Raw genomic sequence first — 16330 nt, 5'->3', positions numbered from 1 at the left:
CCATGCATCAGTCCCTGTCGCATCGCGGTTCTGGCAGCTGCGTTGAAACAACACCCCCGCACGGCGCCCCATGCTGAGCGCACAACGCCGCTCACCCGTCCACAGCTCGGGCGCACGCGCGGTCGACCGCTGCGACGCCCTGGGTGTTACGCCCTACAGCGACACGCCCGGCGGGCTGTTCCGCGCCTGGCTCAGCCCGGCGCATCGCGCCGCCGTCGCACAGGTGGGCGAATGGATGCGCCAGGCCGGCATGCAGGTGCGTCTGGACGCAGCGGCCAACCTGATCGGGCGTTACGAAGGCGCGCATGCCGACGCACCGGCGCTGCTGATCGGCAGCCATCTGGACAGCGTGCGCGATGCCGGGCGCTATGACGGCCCGCTCGGCATCCTGCTCGGCATCGAATGCGTCGCCGCGCTGCACGCCCAAGGGCGGCGCCTGCCGTTCGCGATCGAGGTGATCGCCTTCGGCGACGAGGAAGGGTCGCGCTTTCCTGCCTCGATGTTCTGCAGCCGCGCGGTCGCCGGCACGCTCGACCCCGCCACGCTGGCGGTCACCGACGCGGCCGGCACCGACGTGGCCAGCGCGCTGGCCGACTGGGGCCTGGACATCGCGCACCTACAACACGCCGCGCGCGCGCCCGGCAGCGTGCTGGCCTATCTGGAAACCCACATCGAACAAGGCCCGGTGCTGGAAGCCGAAGGCCTGCCGGTCGGCATCGTCACCGCGATCGCCGCGCAGCGGCGCTTTGCCCTGCGCTTCGACGGCCGCGCCGGCCACGCCGGCACCACCACCATGGCCTTGCGTCGCGATGCATTGAGCGCCGCTGCCGAGGCCCTGCTGGCGATCGAAGGGATTGCACGCGCCGGCAGCGACGACCTGGTCGCCACGGTCGGCAAGCTGCAGGTCGCACCCGGCGCCACCAACGTGGTGCCCGGCCGAGTGGACTGCACGCTGGACGTGCGTGCCGGCGACGATGCAACGCGCGATGCGGCAGTGCTGGAGATCGAACGCGCACTGGCCCGTATCAGCAAAACCCGCAACATCGCCATCGCCATCGACCCGTTGCAGACGCTGGCCGCCAGCCCCTGCGCACCGGCACTGATGACCCGTTTGCAACACGCAGTCGCCGCACAAGGCATCGCGCCGCGCCAGTTGGTGTCCGGCGCCGGCCACGATGCGATGGTGATGGCCGCGCTCTGCCCCACCGCGATGCTGTTCGTGCGCTGCGCCGGCGGCATCAGCCATCATCCGGACGAACACGTGGCCCCGGCCGATGCCGAGCTCGCACTGGCGGTCATGCGCCACTTCATCGAACACCTGGGAGATCCCCTTGTCACCTGATCTGCGTCACCTGCACACCTTCGGCGAGCTCGATCCCCCGCAACGGCTGTTGATGGGCCCGGGCCCGGTCAATGCGCATCCGCGCGTGCTGCGCGCGATGGCCGCCGATCTGCTCGGCCAGTTCGATCCGGAAATGACCACCTACATGAACGAGGTGATGGCGCTGTACCGGCCGCTGTTCGGCACCGAGAATCGCTGGACGTTTCTGGTCGACGGCACCGCGCGCGCCGGCATCGAGGCGGCGCTGGTGTCGCTGGTCAGCCCGGGCGACCGCGTGCTGGTGATCAACTTCGGCCGCTTCGGCCTGCTGCTCACCGAGATCCTGGGCCGGCTCGGTGCCGACGTGCACACCGTGGATGCGCCATGGGGCGAGGTGGTGCCGCTTGCTGCAATCGCCGAGGCGATCGAGCGCGTGGCACCCAAATTGGTCGCTACCGTGCACGGCGACACCTCCACCACCATTGCCCAGCCGCTAGATGGCCTCGGTGCGCTGTGCCGCGCGGCCGGCGCGCTGAGTTACGTGGATGCCACCGCCACCATCGGCGGCATGCCCATCGCCAGCGATCGCTGGGACGTGGACGTGGTCACCGGCGGCCTGCAGAAATGCCTGGGCGGGCCATCCGGCTCGGCGCCGATCACCGTCTCCGACACGGCGGCCGAGGCGATCTTCGCGCGTCGCCATGTCGAGCGCGGCATCGTGCGCGAGGACATCGTCAACGGCAGCGGGCCGCGCATCGCCTCGAATTATTTCGATCTGGCGATGATCATGGATTACTGGTCGGACAAGCGCCTCAATCACCACACCGAGGCCACCACCATGTTGTACGGCGCCCGCGAATGCGCGCGCGTGGCGCTGCAGGAAGGCCTGGACGCCCGCTTCGCCCGTCACGCCGCCGCCGGGCGTGCGGTGAGTGCCGGCATCCGCGCGCTGGGGCTGGAGGTGTTCGGCGACGATGCGCACCGCATGACCAATGTCACCGGCGTGGTGATTCCGCACGGCATCGACAGCGATGCGGTGCGCCGGCGCATGCGCGAGGATTTCGAGATCGAGATCGGCACCGCGTTCGGGCCACTGCAGGGCAGGATCTGGCGCATCGGCGCGATGGGCTACAACGCGATGAAGCACAAGGTGCTGATCACCCTGGCCGCGCTGGAAGCGGTGCTGCGCGCCGAAGGCTACGCCTGCACACCAGGGCTGGCGGTGGAAGCCGCACTGGCGGCCTGGCACGCGGAGCCGCAGGCATGAGCACAGCGCGCGACCTGGTCGGCTATGGCGCCACCCCGCCTGCAGCGCAGTGGCCCGGTGGCGCGCGCATCGCGGTGCAGTTCGTCATCAATTACGAAGAGGGCGCGGAAAACTGCGTGCTCAACGGCGATGCCGGCTCGGAAGCCTTCCTATCGGAGATGGTCGGCACGCAAGCACAGCCCGGCGCGCGCGCCATGGCGATGGAGAGCCTGTACGAATACGGCAGCCGTGCCGGCTTCTGGCGGCTGCACCGGCTGTTCACTGCGCGCAATGTGCCGGTGACCGTATTCGGCGTGGCGCACGCGCTGGCCTCCAATCCCGAGGCAGTCGCCGCGATGCAGGCCGCCGACTGGGAGATCGCCAGCCACGGCCTGCGCTGGATCGATTACCAGCATGTGGATGAAGCCACCGAGCGTGCGCATATCGCCGAAGCCATCGCCGTGCACACCCGCGCAACCGGCGGCCGCCCGCTCGGCTGGTACCAGGGCCGCACCAGCCCCAACACCGCGCGGCTGGTCGCCGAGGAAGGCGGCTTTGTCTACGACGCCGACAGCTACGCCGACGATGTGCCGTACTACGACCACCGGCACGGCCGTGCGCAGTTGATCGTGCCGTACACGCTGGACGCCAACGACATGAAATTCGTCGCCTACAACGGCTTTGCCGATGGCGAGCCGTTCTTCCGCTATCTGCGCGATGGCTTCGAGCAACTGCGCAGCGAAGGCGGGCGCATGCTGTCGGTCGGCCTGCATGGGCGCATCGTCGGCAAGCCGGCGCGCGCGGCGGCCCTGGCACGTTTCGTCGATCACGTGCTGGCCAGCGGCGATGCCTGGATTGCGCGCCGCATCGATATTGCGCGGCATTGGCTGCAGGTCCATCCGGCATGAGCATCGACACCGCCGACATCGACCTGCCCGAGGTGATCGCGCAAGTGACCGCCGCCTTCCATGCCTACGAACAGGCCCTGATGGACGACGACATCGCCGCAATGGATGCGCTGTTCCACCCCGCACCCAGCACGGTGCGCTACGGCGTGGGCGAGGTGCTGTACGGCATTGAGGCAATCCGCGCGTTTCGCATCGGCCGCGGTGGCTCGCCGCAACGCCGGCTTGTGCATATGCAGGTGCATGGCTTCGGCCACGACTTTGCCACCACGCACGCAGAATTTATCCGCGACGGCAGCAGCGCGCGCGGCCGCCAGAGCCAGAGCTGGGTGCGTTTTGCCGACGGCTGGAAAGTGGTGGCCGCGCATGTGTCGCTGCAGGGGACGCATGCATGAGCGTGATCGACGACAGCGTGCTGGACGATGCCGCCTTCGTGGCGCGCTACCGCGAGCTGTTCGAGCATTCGCCGTGGGTGGTCGAACGCGCTGCACGGCGGCGTCCGTTCGCCGATGTGTACCGCGGGCTGATGCAGGTGGTGTTCGACGCGTCGCAGGAAGACCAGGTTGCGTTGATCCGCGCGCATCCGGAGCTGGCCGGCAAGGCGGCGATCGACCGCACGCTCACCGCCGCGTCGGCCGCCGAGCAGGCCTCGGCCGGGTTGGACCGGCTCAGCGAAGCCGAATTCAAGCGCTTCCACGCGCTCAATCAGGCCTATCGCCATCGCTTCGGATTTCCGTTCGTGATCTGTGTGCGGCTGCACGACAAGGCCGGCATCCTCGCCGCACTGGAACGCCGGCTGGATGCCTCGCGCAGCGAAGAACTGTCCACCGCCCTCGCCGAGATCGGCAAGATCGTGCAACTGCGCCTGGAGGCACTGCCATGAGCCTGGCCCAACTCGAACGCGAGCTCCACCACGACCTGCAACGCCTGGCCCACGGCGGCGATGCCTGGACGCAGCCGCGCGTGCATCCGGCAGGGCATGTGTATGACGTGGTCATCGTCGGCGCCGGCCAGAGCGGCCTGGGCGCGGCGTTCGCACTGCAACGCGAGCGCGTGCACAACCTGCTGGTCATCGATGAGAACCCGGCCGGGCAGGAAGGCCCGTGGGTGACCTACGCGCGCATGCAGACCTTGCGCACGCCCAAGCAGATCACCTCGATCGACCTGGGCGTGCCATCGCTGACCTTTCGCGCCTGGTGGGAGGCGCAACACGGCGGCGCTGGCTGGGACGCGCTGGACAAGATCCCGCGCGGCAGCTGGATGGACTACCTGCGCTGGTACCGCGCGGTGCTGCGTCTGCCGGTGCGCAATGCCACGCGGCTGGCGCGGGTGGAGCCGGACGTGGCGCCGGGCATCCATCGCCTGCATCTGGCGATGGGCGCGCCGCTGCTGACGCGCAAGCTGATCCTGGCCACCGGCATCCAGGGCGGCGGCCAGTGGATGGTGCCGGACTGGATCAGCGGCGCCCTGCCTGCACAGCGCTATGCGCATACCTCCGGCCACATCGACTTCGCCGCGCTGGCCGGCAAGCGCGTGGGCATCCTGGGCGGTGGCGCCTCCGCGTTCGACAATGCCTGTTTCGCGCTGGATCAAGGCGTCGCTAGTGCCGAGGTATTCGTGCGCCGCAGCGCATTGCCGCGCATCAATCCATTCCGCCACATGGAACAGGCCGGCATCATCCCGCGCTTTCTGACGCTGCCGGATGCGGACAAGTACCGGATGATGGCCAGCTTCTTCGCACACAACCAGCCGCCGACCAACGACACCTTCCAGCGTGCCTGCGCGCATGCCGGCTTCGCGCTGCACCTGGGCGCGCCCTGGCTGGAGGTGGCCGAGCGCGATGGCGGGGTGGTGGTGCGCACGCCGCAGGGCGAGCACCGCTTCGATTTTCTGGCCGTTGCCACCGGCCTGGTCACCGACCCGCAACTGCGCCCGGAACTGGCCGCGCTGTCCGGGCGCATCGCCTGCTGGGGCGACCGCTACCAGCCGCCGCCGGGCCAGGCCAATCCGGTGCTGGATGCGCATCCCTACCTGGGGCCGGGCTTCGAACTGCTGCCGCGCACGCCCGACGATGCCGCACTGCTGCACGGCTTGTTCGCCTTCAACTATTCGGCGCTGATCAACCACGGCCCGTCGGCGGCGGCGCTGTCCGGGCTCAAGGTCGCGCTGCCGCGGCTGGCCCGCGCGGTGGCCGACCAGCTGTTCCTGGACGACCGCCAGGCCATCGTCGACAGCTATCTGGCTTACGACCAGCCCGAGTTCGTCGGCCAATGGCCGCAACCGACCCAGGCGGTGGCATGAGCACGCTCTCCACCCACGTGCTGGATACGGCCACGGGCCGCCCCGCCGCCGGCATCGCCTTGCGCCTGTTCGCCGGCGCCACGCTGCACTTCGACGGGGTCACCAACCAGGACGGGCGCTGCCCCGAACTGGCCGCGCTCACGCTGCAACCCGGCCGCTACCGGCTGGAATTCGAGGTGGCCGGCTATTGGCGGGCGGCCGGCACCGCACTGCCCGACCCACCCTTCCTGGAACAGGTGCCGATCGCGTTCGGCATTGCCGACGACGGCCATTACCACGTGCCGCTGCTGCTCTCGCCGTACGGGTATTCCACCTATCGCGGCAGCTGAGCGGCAGCCGGTTCGGCAACGGATCGGCGGGGCACACGCCGCGTTCCGCATCGGCCCCGTAGAATGGCGCCTTTCCGGCGACAGGCCGGGGCCCCGGAATTGTCATGATCCACAACGATGTACTGCGCAGCATCCGCTACATGCTCGACCTCAGCGACGACAAGGTGGTGGAGATCACCCACCTGGCCGACCCGGAGTTCGCGCTCGACAAGCCGCAGGTACAGGCCTGGCTGAAGAAGGAAGACGAGCCCGGTTTCGAGCCCTGCACCGACGCAATGCTGGCGCGCTTCCTCGATGGCCTGGTGCTGCGTTTCCGCGGCCGCGACGAGAGCCAGCCGGTGCGCCCGCTGGAAACCCGCGTCGGCAACAACCTGGTGCTGAAGAAACTGCGCGTGGCCTTCGAGCTGAAAGACGTGGACATGCACGCCATCTTCGCCAGCGCCGGCTTCCCGCTGTCCAAGCCGGAACTGTCCGCGCTGTTCCGCCAGCCCGGCCACAAGAATTTTCGCCCCTGCGGCGACCAGTTGCTGCGCGCCTTCCTCAAGGGCCTGACCGCGCGGATGCGCGAAGCGGGTTGATGACCGGATACTGAGGTCGGACTGGTTTGGCCTGGCTTGGTCGTCCGACGACGCTGCGACTTGAATCCGCAGGTTTTTAGCGCAGTTTCGTGTGTCTCGAAGTGACTGGATGGTGCGGATAGAGCGGTCGTGGAGTGGTCGATCTGGAGCGGTCGATCTGCGGCTTGGTTGCAGGGCCCTTGCCCGCCCACCATCGCAGGACACGCCGCAAGTACGTCCGTGTAGGCTCTTACGCGGCATCCATGCCGCGTAAGGTCCCGCGACGGTGGACGGGCAAGGACCAAGCGAGATGGTCGGTGTGCTTGGTGCAAGCAATGCACGATGTGCGTTGTTCGGATTGTGGGAGCCCAGTTAGCCCCTCAATCGAATTCGAGCAACAGGCAAGCCTTGAACGAAGCGATCTCAAACTTCTCGGCACCCCAAAGCAAAACCAGGTTTTCACGCGCCCATCGACCAAAGCTTGGTGCGGCGTCCCCGCCGCTTGCGGGACCCTTGGCGGCATGGAGGCCGCCAAGGAGCCTCCATGGACGGATGCACGGCGTGTCCCGCAGGTGGTGAGGGCACCGCGCCCTCGACGCACAGGGCTTTTGATTCAAGCAGCTGCACCTGGGCCGCTACAACGCCTTACGCAATCAAGCCGCAGCCGCCAGGCGCGGCCGGCGTGCATCCAGGCGGAACACCGATACCGCTTCGCTCAGTTCCACTGCTTGCTCTTCCATCGCACGGGCTGCGGCGGAGGCTTCTTCCACCAGTGCGGCATTGCGCTGGGTGGTTTCGTCCATGTCGTTGACGGTGCGGGCGACCTGCTCGATGCCGGAGGATTGTTCGCGCGATGCGGCGGAAATCTCCGCAATCAGCGTGGTCACCTGCTGCACCGACTGCACGATCTGCTGCATCGTCTGCCCGGCCTGATCCACGCGCGCGCTGCCGCGCTCCACGCTGTCCACCGAGGCGTCGATCAGCTGCTTGACCTCCTTGGCCGCGCCGGCCGAACGCTGTGCCAGCGCGCGCACTTCCGAGGCGACCACGGCAAAGCCGCGGCCCTGTTCGCCGGCACGCGCCGCTTCCACTGCCGCGTTCAAGGCCAGGATGTTGGTCTGGAAGGCGATGCCGTCGATGACGCTGATGATCTCGGCGATCTTCTTGGACGACACCTCGATCTCGCCCATGGTGTCGACCACGCTGGCCACCATCTCGCCGCCACGGCCGGCGATCTCCGCGGCCGCCTGCGCGCCGCGGCTGGCCTGCTGCGCGGTGTCGGCGTTCTGGCGCACGGTGGAGGTGAGCTCTTCCATCGAGGCAGCGGTTTCTTCCAGGTTGGCAGCCTGCTGTTCGGTGCGCTGGGCCAGGTCGTTGTTGCCGGCGGCAATCTCTGCCGAGGCGGTGCGAATGGTCTGCGCGGCCACGGTGATGTCGCCGACGATATCGGTCAGGCGCTGCACGGTGGCATTGGCATCGTCGCGCATGCGTGCGAACACGCCCTGCTGGTTGCCGTGCATGCGCGCGGTCAGGTCGCCATCGGCGATCGCCTTGAGCAGCTGCGACAGCTCGGCCAGATTCTGGTCCACGTTCTGCATCAGGCCGTTGACGCCGCTGACCATGGCGCGGAATTCGAACTGGTAGGCCTCGGCATTGCCGCGTGTGGCGAAGTCGCCGGCCGCAGCCGCGTCGACCAGGCCACGAATTTCGCCATTGATCGCCGCCAGGTTGCGCTTGGTGGTGTCCATCGCCTCGGTGATCTGCGCTTTCTCGCCCGGCAGGCGGGGCATGTCCACCGACATGTCGCCGACCGCGTAATGCTGCATCACCTGCAGCATGTCGCCGATCAGACCGACCTGCGCGCCGATCAAGCCATTGGTGTCGTCGACCATGCGGCCGTACGCGCCCGGGAAGGCCTGCGCGTCCATGCGGTAACTCATCTGCCCGGCTTCGTGGCGCTGTGCCATGTCGGCCTGCGCGGTGGAGACGTCGGTGAGCGTGTTGACCACCTGGCCCATGGCCTGGCCGAGCAGACCGATTTCATCGCGCGTGCTGACCGCCGCGCGCGCCGACAGATCGCCGGCCGCCACCTGGCGTGCCGCACGCGCGACGTTTTCGATCGGGCGCACGATCGAGCGACGGATCCACCAGCCCAGCACTGCCACCAGGCACAGCGCCGCAGCGACCGTGGCCACCGCCGACAGCACCAGCTTGTGCTGCGCCGATTGCGAACTGGCCAGCACCGCCGCATCGGCCAGGGTCTTGCTGCGCTTCACCAGTTCTTCGAGGGTGTGGCTGGGCGCGCGGTCCTGGCCCTTGACCAGTTGGTCGCCCACCTGGGTGTCGTAGCCGGCCTCGGCAAACTTGCCCAGCGCCGCTTCGTAATTGCGCTGCAGACCCAGATGCGCCTTGGCAAAGTCCTGCGCCAGCGTGCGCACCTGCGGGTCCTGGGTTGCCTTGGCCAGCGCCGCGGTGCTGGCCTGCACCTTCCTGCCCTGCTCGCGGAAGGCGCTCAGGTGCTTGTCCAGCAGCGCCGGATCGCGCCCGCGGATCAGCACGTTCTTCCACTCCTGCACCTGCAGGCGGAAATCGCGGGTGATCTCTTCGCTGCTGGAAGCCTGCGCCACCTCCGGCGGCACCTTGCCGGACAGACTCAGCCACGCCGTGCCCAAACCGCCCAGGGCACACAGCAGGATGACCGACAGGCCCAGCGCGAGCGCGCCGAGCAGCTTGCTTTGCAGGCTGACGAATTTCGGGGTGGCAGCAGACATGGGGCGTCCAAATCGGGGAGTACAGCGGTTATCGACAGGCACGCTGCCGGCCTGAAGCAGCGCCGGCGCCAAAGTCAGCCTTGAATGCCTAAAAGGTAATAGCACTTCCGGATTCCCCGACAGGCTTCACCCGACGGCCCGACCATCGCGCCATCTGTGACGTGCCCGTATCCTTCCCGCGCATGACCGAGCCTGCCTTTCCGATCTCCCCCCTGCTGCCGCAGCTGTGCGACAGCCTGGCCGCCCATCCGCGGCTGGTGCTGGAAGCCCCGCCCGGCGCCGGCAAGACCACCCAGGTACCGCTGGCCTTGCTGGACGCACCCTGGCTGGCCGGCCGCAAGATCGTGATGCTCGAACCGAGGCGCGTGGCCGCCCGCAGCGCCGCCGTGTTCATGGCGCGCCAGTTGGGCGAGCCGGTCGGCGAGACGGTGGGCTACCGCATCCGCTTCGAGAACAAGACCTCTGCGCGTACCCGCATCGAGGTCGTCACCGAGGGCATCCTGACCCGGCTGATCCAGGACGACCCGATGCTGGAGCACATCGGCGCGTTGCTGTTCGACGAATTCCACGAGCGCCATCTGGCCGGCGACCTTGGCCTGGCGCTGGCGCTGGACGTGCAGGCGCAGGTACGCGAGGACCTGCGCATCGTGGCGATGTCGGCCACGCTGGATGGCGAGCGCCTGGCCGGCTTTCTCGATGCGCCGCGCCTGAGCAGCGCCGGGCGCAGTTTCCCGGTGGAGATCGCGCACTTTCCCGCGCGCCGCGACGAAGCGCTGGAGCCGCAGACCCGGCGCGCGGTGGAACACGCCTTGTCCACCCACCCGGGCGATGTGCTGGTGTTCCTGCCCGGCCAGCGCGAGATCGCACGCGTGCACAGCGCGCTGCAGGACGTGCTGGATCCGGCGGTGCAGGTGCTGCCGCTGCACGGCGAGCTGGCGGTCGAGGCGCAAAGCCAGGTGCTGCAACCCGACCCGTCCGGCCGCCGCCGCGTGGTGCTGGCGACCAATGTTGCCGAGTCCTCGGTCACCCTGCCCGGCGTGCGCGTGGTCATCGACAGCGGGCTGGCGCGCGAGCCGCATTACGATCCCAACAGCGGTTTCTCGCGCCTGGACATCACCACCATCGCGCAGGCCTCGGCCGACCAGCGTGCCGGCCGCGCCGGGCGTGTGGCCAGCGGCTGGGCGTACCGGCTGTGGCCGCAATCGCAGCGGCTGGAACCGCAGCGGCGCGCGGAGATCACCCAGGTGGAGCTGGCCGGCCTGGCGCTGGAACTGGCCGCCTGGGGCAGCGCTGCGCTGCGCTTCGTCGATGCCCCGCCGGCCGGTGCGCTGGCCGCCGCGCACGAATTGCTGCAGCGGCTGGGCGCGCTCACCGGCAGCGGCGGCATCACCGCACTGGGCCGGCGCATGCTCGCGCTGGGCACCCATCCGCGTCTGGCCGCGATGCTGGCGCAGGCTGGCGACGCGACACGCGTGGCGCTGGCCTGCGACCTGGCCGCCTTGCTGGAAGCGCGCGACCCGCTGCGTCAAGGCGGCGATGGACTGGCTGCACGCTGGCGCGCACTGGCCGCATTCCGCCAAGGCCGCAGCGCGCACGATGCCAACCGCGGCGGCCTGGCCGCGATCGACAGCGCCGCCAAACAATGGCGACGGCGGCTGCGCTGCGACAGCGCTCCGCCCGCCAGCGTGGAGGCGCACGCGCTCGGCGACCTGCTCTCGCACGCCTTCCCCGACCGCATTGCCGCACGCCATCCCAACGACCCGTTGCGCTACCTGCTGGCCAACGGCCGCAGCGCGCGCCTGTTCGACCACAGCGACCTGCGCGGCGAACCCTGGCTGGTTGCCAGCGAGTTGCGTTACGAAGCCAAGGACGCGCTGCTGTTGCGCGCAGCGCCGGTGGACGAAGGCTATCTGTGCCGCAGCGTGCCCGAGCGTTTCGTGCAGCAGGATCTGGTGCAGTGGGACGCGGACAAGCGCGCCCTGGTCGCGCGTCGGCAATCCAGCTTCGACCGCATCGTGCTCGACAGCCGCCCGGCCGGCCGCGTCGATCCGGCGCAAGCCGCCGGTGCGCTGACCGAGGCGGTGCGGCAGCTCGGCCTGGATGCCTTGCCGTGGACCGACGGCCTGCGCCAATGGCGGGCCCGCCTGCAGTCGTTGCAAGCCTGGATGCCCGAGCTTGCACTGCCCGACCTGTCCGACGCCGCGTTGCTGGAGACACTGGACACCTGGCTGCGCCCGGCCTTCGCTGGCAAGACCCGCCTGGATGCGCTGGACGAGGCCAATCTGGGCGAGGCGCTCAAGGCCGCCCTGCCGTGGGACCGCCGCCAGCTGATCGACCGCCATGCGCCCACCCGCATCAGCGTGCCCTCGGGCATGGAGCGGCAGATCGTTTACGCCCTCGACCACGCCGAGCAACCGTTGCCGCCGGTGCTGGCGGTCAAGCTGCAGGAACTGTTCGGCCTGGCTGAAACCCCGCGCATCGCCGACGGCCGCATCCCGCTGACCCTGCATCTGCTCTCGCCCGGCGGACGCCCGTTGCAGGTCACGCAGGATTTGAAGAGCTTCTGGGTCACCACGTACCCGGATGTCAGGAAGGAGATGAAAGGGCGGTATCCCAGACATCCGTGGCCGGAAGATCCATGGACCGCGACTGCAACCCATCGGGCAAAACCGCGCGGCACCTGATGTAAGCCCCTCTCCCCTCGGGAGAGGGGCTGGGGTACGGGTACGGTGCGAAGCCCTCGTTGTAATTACAACTGCACGTGGCTTCGCCCGTCCCCTCATCCACCCTTCGGGCACCTTACTTCCGGCGGGAGAAGCGACGTCAGCGTCGACACCGGCCAGGTCAGGCTTCTGCCGCATCCAGGTAGATACCGGATCCAGGTAAACGCCGATCACAGCACCGCCCCGCATCATTACTTAACCGCAACCCAAACAAGCCCTGCCACCGCTAACACCGTCTATACGCAACAGCCCACACACTGCGGCCCACGTACTCAGAAAGGAAACGCCTCCAATGAGCAAGCTGACTGTGATCACCGAACGCGCCCTGGAGCGTGCCCTGGAACTGGCTGGCAATGCGGGCGACCATCTGCGTCACGCCGCCTCCAATGCTGGCGATCAGGCCCGTCATGCAGGCAGCAGCCTGCGTCATTTCGGTCCGGGCGCCAGCGAATGGCTGAAGACCGGTGCTGCCCTGGGTGCCGTGCGCACCGGCGGCAAGGTCGTCAGCAAAGTGGTCAAGCGCAACCCGGCCGTCACGGTGGCTGCTGCCGTCGCCGGCCTGGGCCTGATCGGTTATGCCGTGTATCGCAAGCGCCAGCGTGACCAGCAGGTGCTTGGCGGCAACGTCCACCGTCTGGACCGCGAACACGCCAGCAATGCCAGCGCACGTCGCGCCGCCTACCAGCGTCGCGGTGCGGTGACTCCGAGCGACGGCATCGAGTAAGCCGTCGTCGTTCCAGGCACAAAACATGACGCCACTGCCCTGCGCCGTGGCGTTTTTGTTTGTGGACGACGATCGATGCCACCGTTAAATCGCCAAGTCATCGACACCCACTCGCGTGGTCGAAGAATGCGGCACTACATGTGCAGGTCCGCGGCGATTAACGATCGCGTGTGATCGCGTTGCTTGCCCATAGCCGCGCGCTTGTCATTACCGCGCTTGGCCTGACCCGCGCCGTATTGCCGCATCGCAGGGTGGATCGGCCACGCAGACACGCAACCGCTGCATCTGTGTTCGCGTTACCAATCCTGCTGCTCATGCCGCATGAGCGATTCTATAAGCAGCGCCGTCCAAGATGCATCGAGCTCAGCGCCGCGTGCGGTGCAGCGACCGCTGTACCGGATGCATCAGGCTCCGCGTCGCGTCCTACTTGGACGCGCGCCGCGCGTTTGTTCGATGCGCCACTGGCCCGGCGCCAGCGCATCCAGGGTCCAGTCGCCGATCGCCACGCGGATCAGACGCAAGGTCGGAAGGCCCACCGAGGCGGTCATGCGCCGCACCTGACGATTACGGCCTTCGGTGATCTGCAGCTCCAGCCAGGCATCGGGCACGGTCTTGCGCACGCGCACCGGCGGATCGCGCGGCCACAGCTGCGGTGCCGGATCGAGCCTGCGCACTTCGGCCGGGCGGGTCGGGCCGTCGTTGAGCAGTACGCCATCACGCAAGGCCTGCAGTTGCGCGGGCTTCGGGTCGCCTTCCACCTGCACCCAGTAAGTCTTGGGTTGCTTGTGGCGCGGGTCGGTCAAGCGATGCGCCAGTGCACCATCGTCGGTCAGCAGCAACAGGCCTTCGCTGTCGTGATCCAGGCGACCGGCTGCATAGACGTCGGCCGGCAGGCCGAATTCGGCCAGCGTGCGTTTGGGCGGCTGCGAGCGGTCGCTGAATTGCGACAGCACGCCATAGGGTTTGTTCAACAACACCAACATGCCAATCCTGTTGCGCAAGGTCGTTGCAGGCCACGCGCGTGGCGCGTGGGTCATGCACCGGGTTGAAGAGGTCGCGCCACCGGCGGCAGGCGATGTGCTGCTGCATGCAACCGCGTTGCACGCTGACGCAGCCGGCATCGCTACGCGGGGCGGTTGTGCATCAGTGGCCTGCCGCATGCAAACCAGCGCAGCGTTGGCCCAACTGGCCGTCGTTGCGCTGCCCGCGCCGTCCTTACGGTCGTGCAGCCGATTGCGCAGTCATCGCATGCCGCGCGCCATGACAGCATCGACGCACCGTCGCGGGCAGTGCAGGACCTGCATGCCGACGCGCGTGCGTCGGCATGCAGGCCGCGTCTCACTGCTTGACGAACTTCAAGGTCATGCGGTCGCTCTCACCGATCGCCTTGTACTTGGCGTCGTCGGCCTTGTCGTGGTTGTTGCTCGGCGGCAGGGTCCACACGCCACCGGCATAGTCCTTGGTGTCGCGCGGGTTGGCATTGACTTCGCTCTTGCCGGCGAGCTTGAATCCGGCCGCTTCGGCCATCGCGATCAACTGCGCCTGGCCGACGTAGCCGCTCTTGTCGTCGGCCGGCACGTCGGCCTTGGCACGGTGCTCGACCACGCCGAGCACGCCGCCGGGCTTGAGCACCTTGTAGAAGCCGGCAAACATCGCCTCGGCATTGCCGGCCATGCGCCAGTTATGCACGTTGCGGAAGGTCAGCACCAGATCGGCCGAGTTGTCCACGCCGAACGACGGCGTCTTGGGCACATAGGAAACGAACGACGGTTTGCCGTACACCTCCGGCTTGGCGGCAAACTTCTTCTCCAGCTCGTCGCGCCCACGTTGTGCCGAATCGCGGCCGCGCCCCTCCGGCACCGCCGCCGGGTCGACCACTGCGGCAACATACTTGCCCTTATCGCGCAGGTACGGCGCCAGGATTTCCGAATACCAGCCGCCACCCGGCGTGATTTCAATGACGGTCTGGGTCGGCTTGATGCCGAAGAACGCCAGCGTCTGGCCGGGATGACGATAGACGTCGCGCTGCACGTAGACACGATCGCGCCAGTTGCCGTCGATGGCTTTTTGCAGCGCCGCATCGGGCGCCGGCAAGCTGGCGCTATCGGCCGGTTTGATTGCCATTGCCAGTGGCGCGCTCATCGCCACTGCCATCCCCACCACACATGCACACACCAGCTTGTTGCGGATCATCGCAGCGCCCTTTGCGGGAAAAAGTAGCGCGAGCCTAGCATGCGGCCCGAAGCCTGCCATGTGCACGGATCCGTACGCCGCATGACGCGCCGCACCAGGCGCGGCGGACGACATGTTCAGACGACGTGAGTCGATGAGGGCGATCTGCGGAACGCTGAATCCACGCAGGTGTCACACGCAACATCGGCACGCATGACTATCCTGTCGGCAGTTCGAATCAGGAGCAACCGTGATGACCCACTCCCGCGCGCTAGGCCGCTCCGGCCTGCAGGTTCAACCGATCGTGTTCGGTGGCAATGTGTTTGGTTGGAGCGCCGACGAGGCGACCTCGTTCGCGTTGCTCGATGCCTTCGTCGATGCCGGCTTCAACCTGATCGACACCGCCGATGCGTACTCCGGCTGGGTGCCGGGCAATCGCGGTGGCGAGTCGGAAACCATCATCGGGCGCTGGCTCGCACGCAGCGGCAAGCGCGACAAGGTGCTGATCGCCACCAAGGTGGCCAAATGGAGCGAGCATCCGGGCCTGTCGCCGGAGAACATCGCCGCCGCGGTGGAAGATTCGCTCACCCGCCTGCAGACCGATGTGATCGATCTGTACCAGGCGCACGAAGACGACGAATCGATTCCGCTGGAAGCCACGCTGGCCGCGTTCGGCCGCTTGATCGAACAGGGCAAGGTGCGCGCGATCGGCGCGTCCAACTACAGCGCCGCACGCCTGCGCGATGCCCTGGATATCTCCGAGCAGTACAAGTTGCCGCGTTACGAAAGCCTGCAACCGGAATACAACCTCTACGACCGCGCCGGCTATGAAGCCGAGCTGGAGCCGCTGGTGCGCGAACGCGAGCTCGGCGTGATCAGCTACTACTCGCTGGCCAGCGGTTTTCTGACCGGCAAATACCGCAGCGCCGACGACGCCGGCAAGAGCAGCGCGCGCGGTGCCTCGGTGGTCAAGCAATACGTCAATCCGCGCGGCCTGCGCATTCTGCAGGCGCTGGACGATCTGGCGGCCACCCACCGCGCCACACCGGCACAGATCGCACTGGCCTGGTTGATCGCACGCCCCGGCCTGACCGCACCGATCGTCAGCGCTACCAGCGTGACCCAGTTGCACGATGTGCTGGCCGCCGCGCAGCTGTCGTTGAGCGCCGATCAGATTGCACAGCTCGATGCCGCAAGCGCCCCCGAGCCGGCCGACGCAGCCTGACGCATCGGCTTGCATCACGCACGCAGTCGACCACGCGCGTCTTTCCGCGCGCAGCC

At 68.0% G+C, this 16330-nt stretch carries 14 protein-coding genes; 11 read left to right on the top strand and 3 right to left on the bottom strand.

Features of this window, described 5'->3' with window-relative positions:
* Positions 1–70: 70 nt before the first annotated feature.
* From ABQ039_RS01450 to ABQ039_RS01415, 8 genes are all read left to right on the top strand, one after another.
* Complete coding sequence (locus ABQ039_RS01450; RefSeq protein WP_349778234.1) at positions 71–1342, top strand: allantoate amidohydrolase; 1272 nt, start codon at positions 71–73, stop codon at positions 1340–1342.
* Positions 1332–2588 (top strand): alanine--glyoxylate aminotransferase family protein, encoded by a 1257-nt coding sequence (locus tag ABQ039_RS01445; RefSeq protein WP_184457827.1) that lies wholly within the window; start codon positions 1332–1334, stop codon positions 2586–2588. Before ABQ039_RS01450 ends, ABQ039_RS01445 begins: the two co-directional genes overlap by 11 nt.
* Positions 2585–3475: an allantoinase PuuE gene (gene puuE / locus ABQ039_RS01440; protein ID WP_349778235.1), complete on the top strand. Its 891-nt coding sequence runs from the start codon at positions 2585–2587 to the stop codon at positions 3473–3475. The genes ABQ039_RS01445 and puuE overlap by 4 nt, the downstream gene beginning before the upstream one ends.
* Complete coding sequence (gene hpxZ / locus ABQ039_RS01435) at positions 3472–3867, top strand: oxalurate catabolism protein HpxZ (RefSeq protein WP_349778236.1); 396 nt, start codon at positions 3472–3474, stop codon at positions 3865–3867. Before puuE ends, hpxZ begins: the two co-directional genes overlap by 4 nt.
* Positions 3864–4355 (top strand): 2-oxo-4-hydroxy-4-carboxy-5-ureidoimidazoline decarboxylase, encoded by a 492-nt coding sequence (gene uraD / locus ABQ039_RS01430; RefSeq protein ID WP_016901424.1) that lies wholly within the window; start codon positions 3864–3866, stop codon positions 4353–4355. The genes hpxZ and uraD overlap by 4 nt, the downstream gene beginning before the upstream one ends.
* Positions 4352–5773: an FAD-dependent urate hydroxylase HpyO gene (gene hpyO, locus ABQ039_RS01425; protein WP_349778237.1), complete on the top strand. Its 1422-nt coding sequence runs from the start codon at positions 4352–4354 to the stop codon at positions 5771–5773. The genes uraD and hpyO overlap by 4 nt, the downstream gene beginning before the upstream one ends.
* Positions 5743–6102, top strand: a complete 360-nt coding sequence (gene uraH, locus ABQ039_RS01420) for a hydroxyisourate hydrolase (RefSeq protein WP_016901422.1) — start codon at positions 5743–5745, stop codon at positions 6100–6102. The genes hpyO and uraH overlap by 31 nt, the downstream gene beginning before the upstream one ends.
* A 104-nt stretch (positions 6103–6206) precedes the next feature.
* Positions 6207–6680: a DUF1456 family protein gene (locus tag ABQ039_RS01415; protein WP_016901421.1), complete on the top strand. Its 474-nt coding sequence runs from the start codon at positions 6207–6209 to the stop codon at positions 6678–6680.
* A gap of 632 nt (positions 6681–7312) precedes the next feature.
* On the opposite strand, the gene ABQ039_RS01410 is transcribed toward ABQ039_RS01415, so the two are convergent.
* Positions 7313–9430 carry a methyl-accepting chemotaxis protein gene (locus ABQ039_RS01410; RefSeq protein WP_184609853.1) on the bottom strand — a complete coding sequence of 706 codons (2118 nt, stop codon included), beginning with the start codon at positions 9428–9430 and terminating at the stop codon, positions 7313–7315.
* Between the two features lie 182 nt (positions 9431–9612).
* Between ABQ039_RS01410 and hrpB the strand changes: the two genes are divergently transcribed.
* Both hrpB and ABQ039_RS01400 read left to right on the top strand, forming a co-directional pair.
* Positions 9613–12114 carry an ATP-dependent helicase HrpB gene (gene hrpB / locus ABQ039_RS01405; RefSeq protein ID WP_184609850.1) on the top strand — a complete coding sequence of 834 codons (2502 nt, stop codon included), beginning with the start codon at positions 9613–9615 and terminating at the stop codon, positions 12112–12114.
* Between the two features lie 331 nt (positions 12115–12445).
* Positions 12446–12877, top strand: coding sequence for a hypothetical protein (locus tag ABQ039_RS01400; protein ID WP_016903604.1), 432 nt, complete (start codon positions 12446–12448; stop codon positions 12875–12877).
* 404 nt (positions 12878–13281) lie between these two features.
* Here ABQ039_RS01400 and ABQ039_RS01395 read toward each other — a convergent pair whose 3' ends face one another.
* Positions 13282–13860, bottom strand: a complete 579-nt coding sequence (locus tag ABQ039_RS01395; protein WP_184614723.1) for a pseudouridine synthase — start codon at positions 13858–13860, stop codon at positions 13282–13284.
* Positions 13861–14215: 355 nt separating this feature from the next.
* Positions 14216–15070 (bottom strand): class I SAM-dependent methyltransferase, encoded by an 855-nt coding sequence (locus tag ABQ039_RS01390; protein ID WP_024938993.1) that lies wholly within the window; start codon positions 15068–15070, stop codon positions 14216–14218.
* A gap of 232 nt (positions 15071–15302) precedes the next feature.
* Between ABQ039_RS01390 and ABQ039_RS01385 the strand changes: the two genes are divergently transcribed.
* Positions 15303–16274: an aldo/keto reductase gene (locus ABQ039_RS01385; protein WP_024938994.1), complete on the top strand. Its 972-nt coding sequence runs from the start codon at positions 15303–15305 to the stop codon at positions 16272–16274.
* Positions 16275–16330: the final 56 nt, after the last annotated feature.

The sequence above is a fragment of the Xanthomonas sp. WHRI 6108 genome (assembly GCF_040202385.2).
Taxonomy (GTDB): Bacteria; Pseudomonadota; Gammaproteobacteria; order Xanthomonadales; family Xanthomonadaceae; genus Xanthomonas; species Xanthomonas arboricola.
Note: the sequence above shows the minus strand (reverse complement) of the source record. Positions and strands in the feature narration are given on the sequence as shown.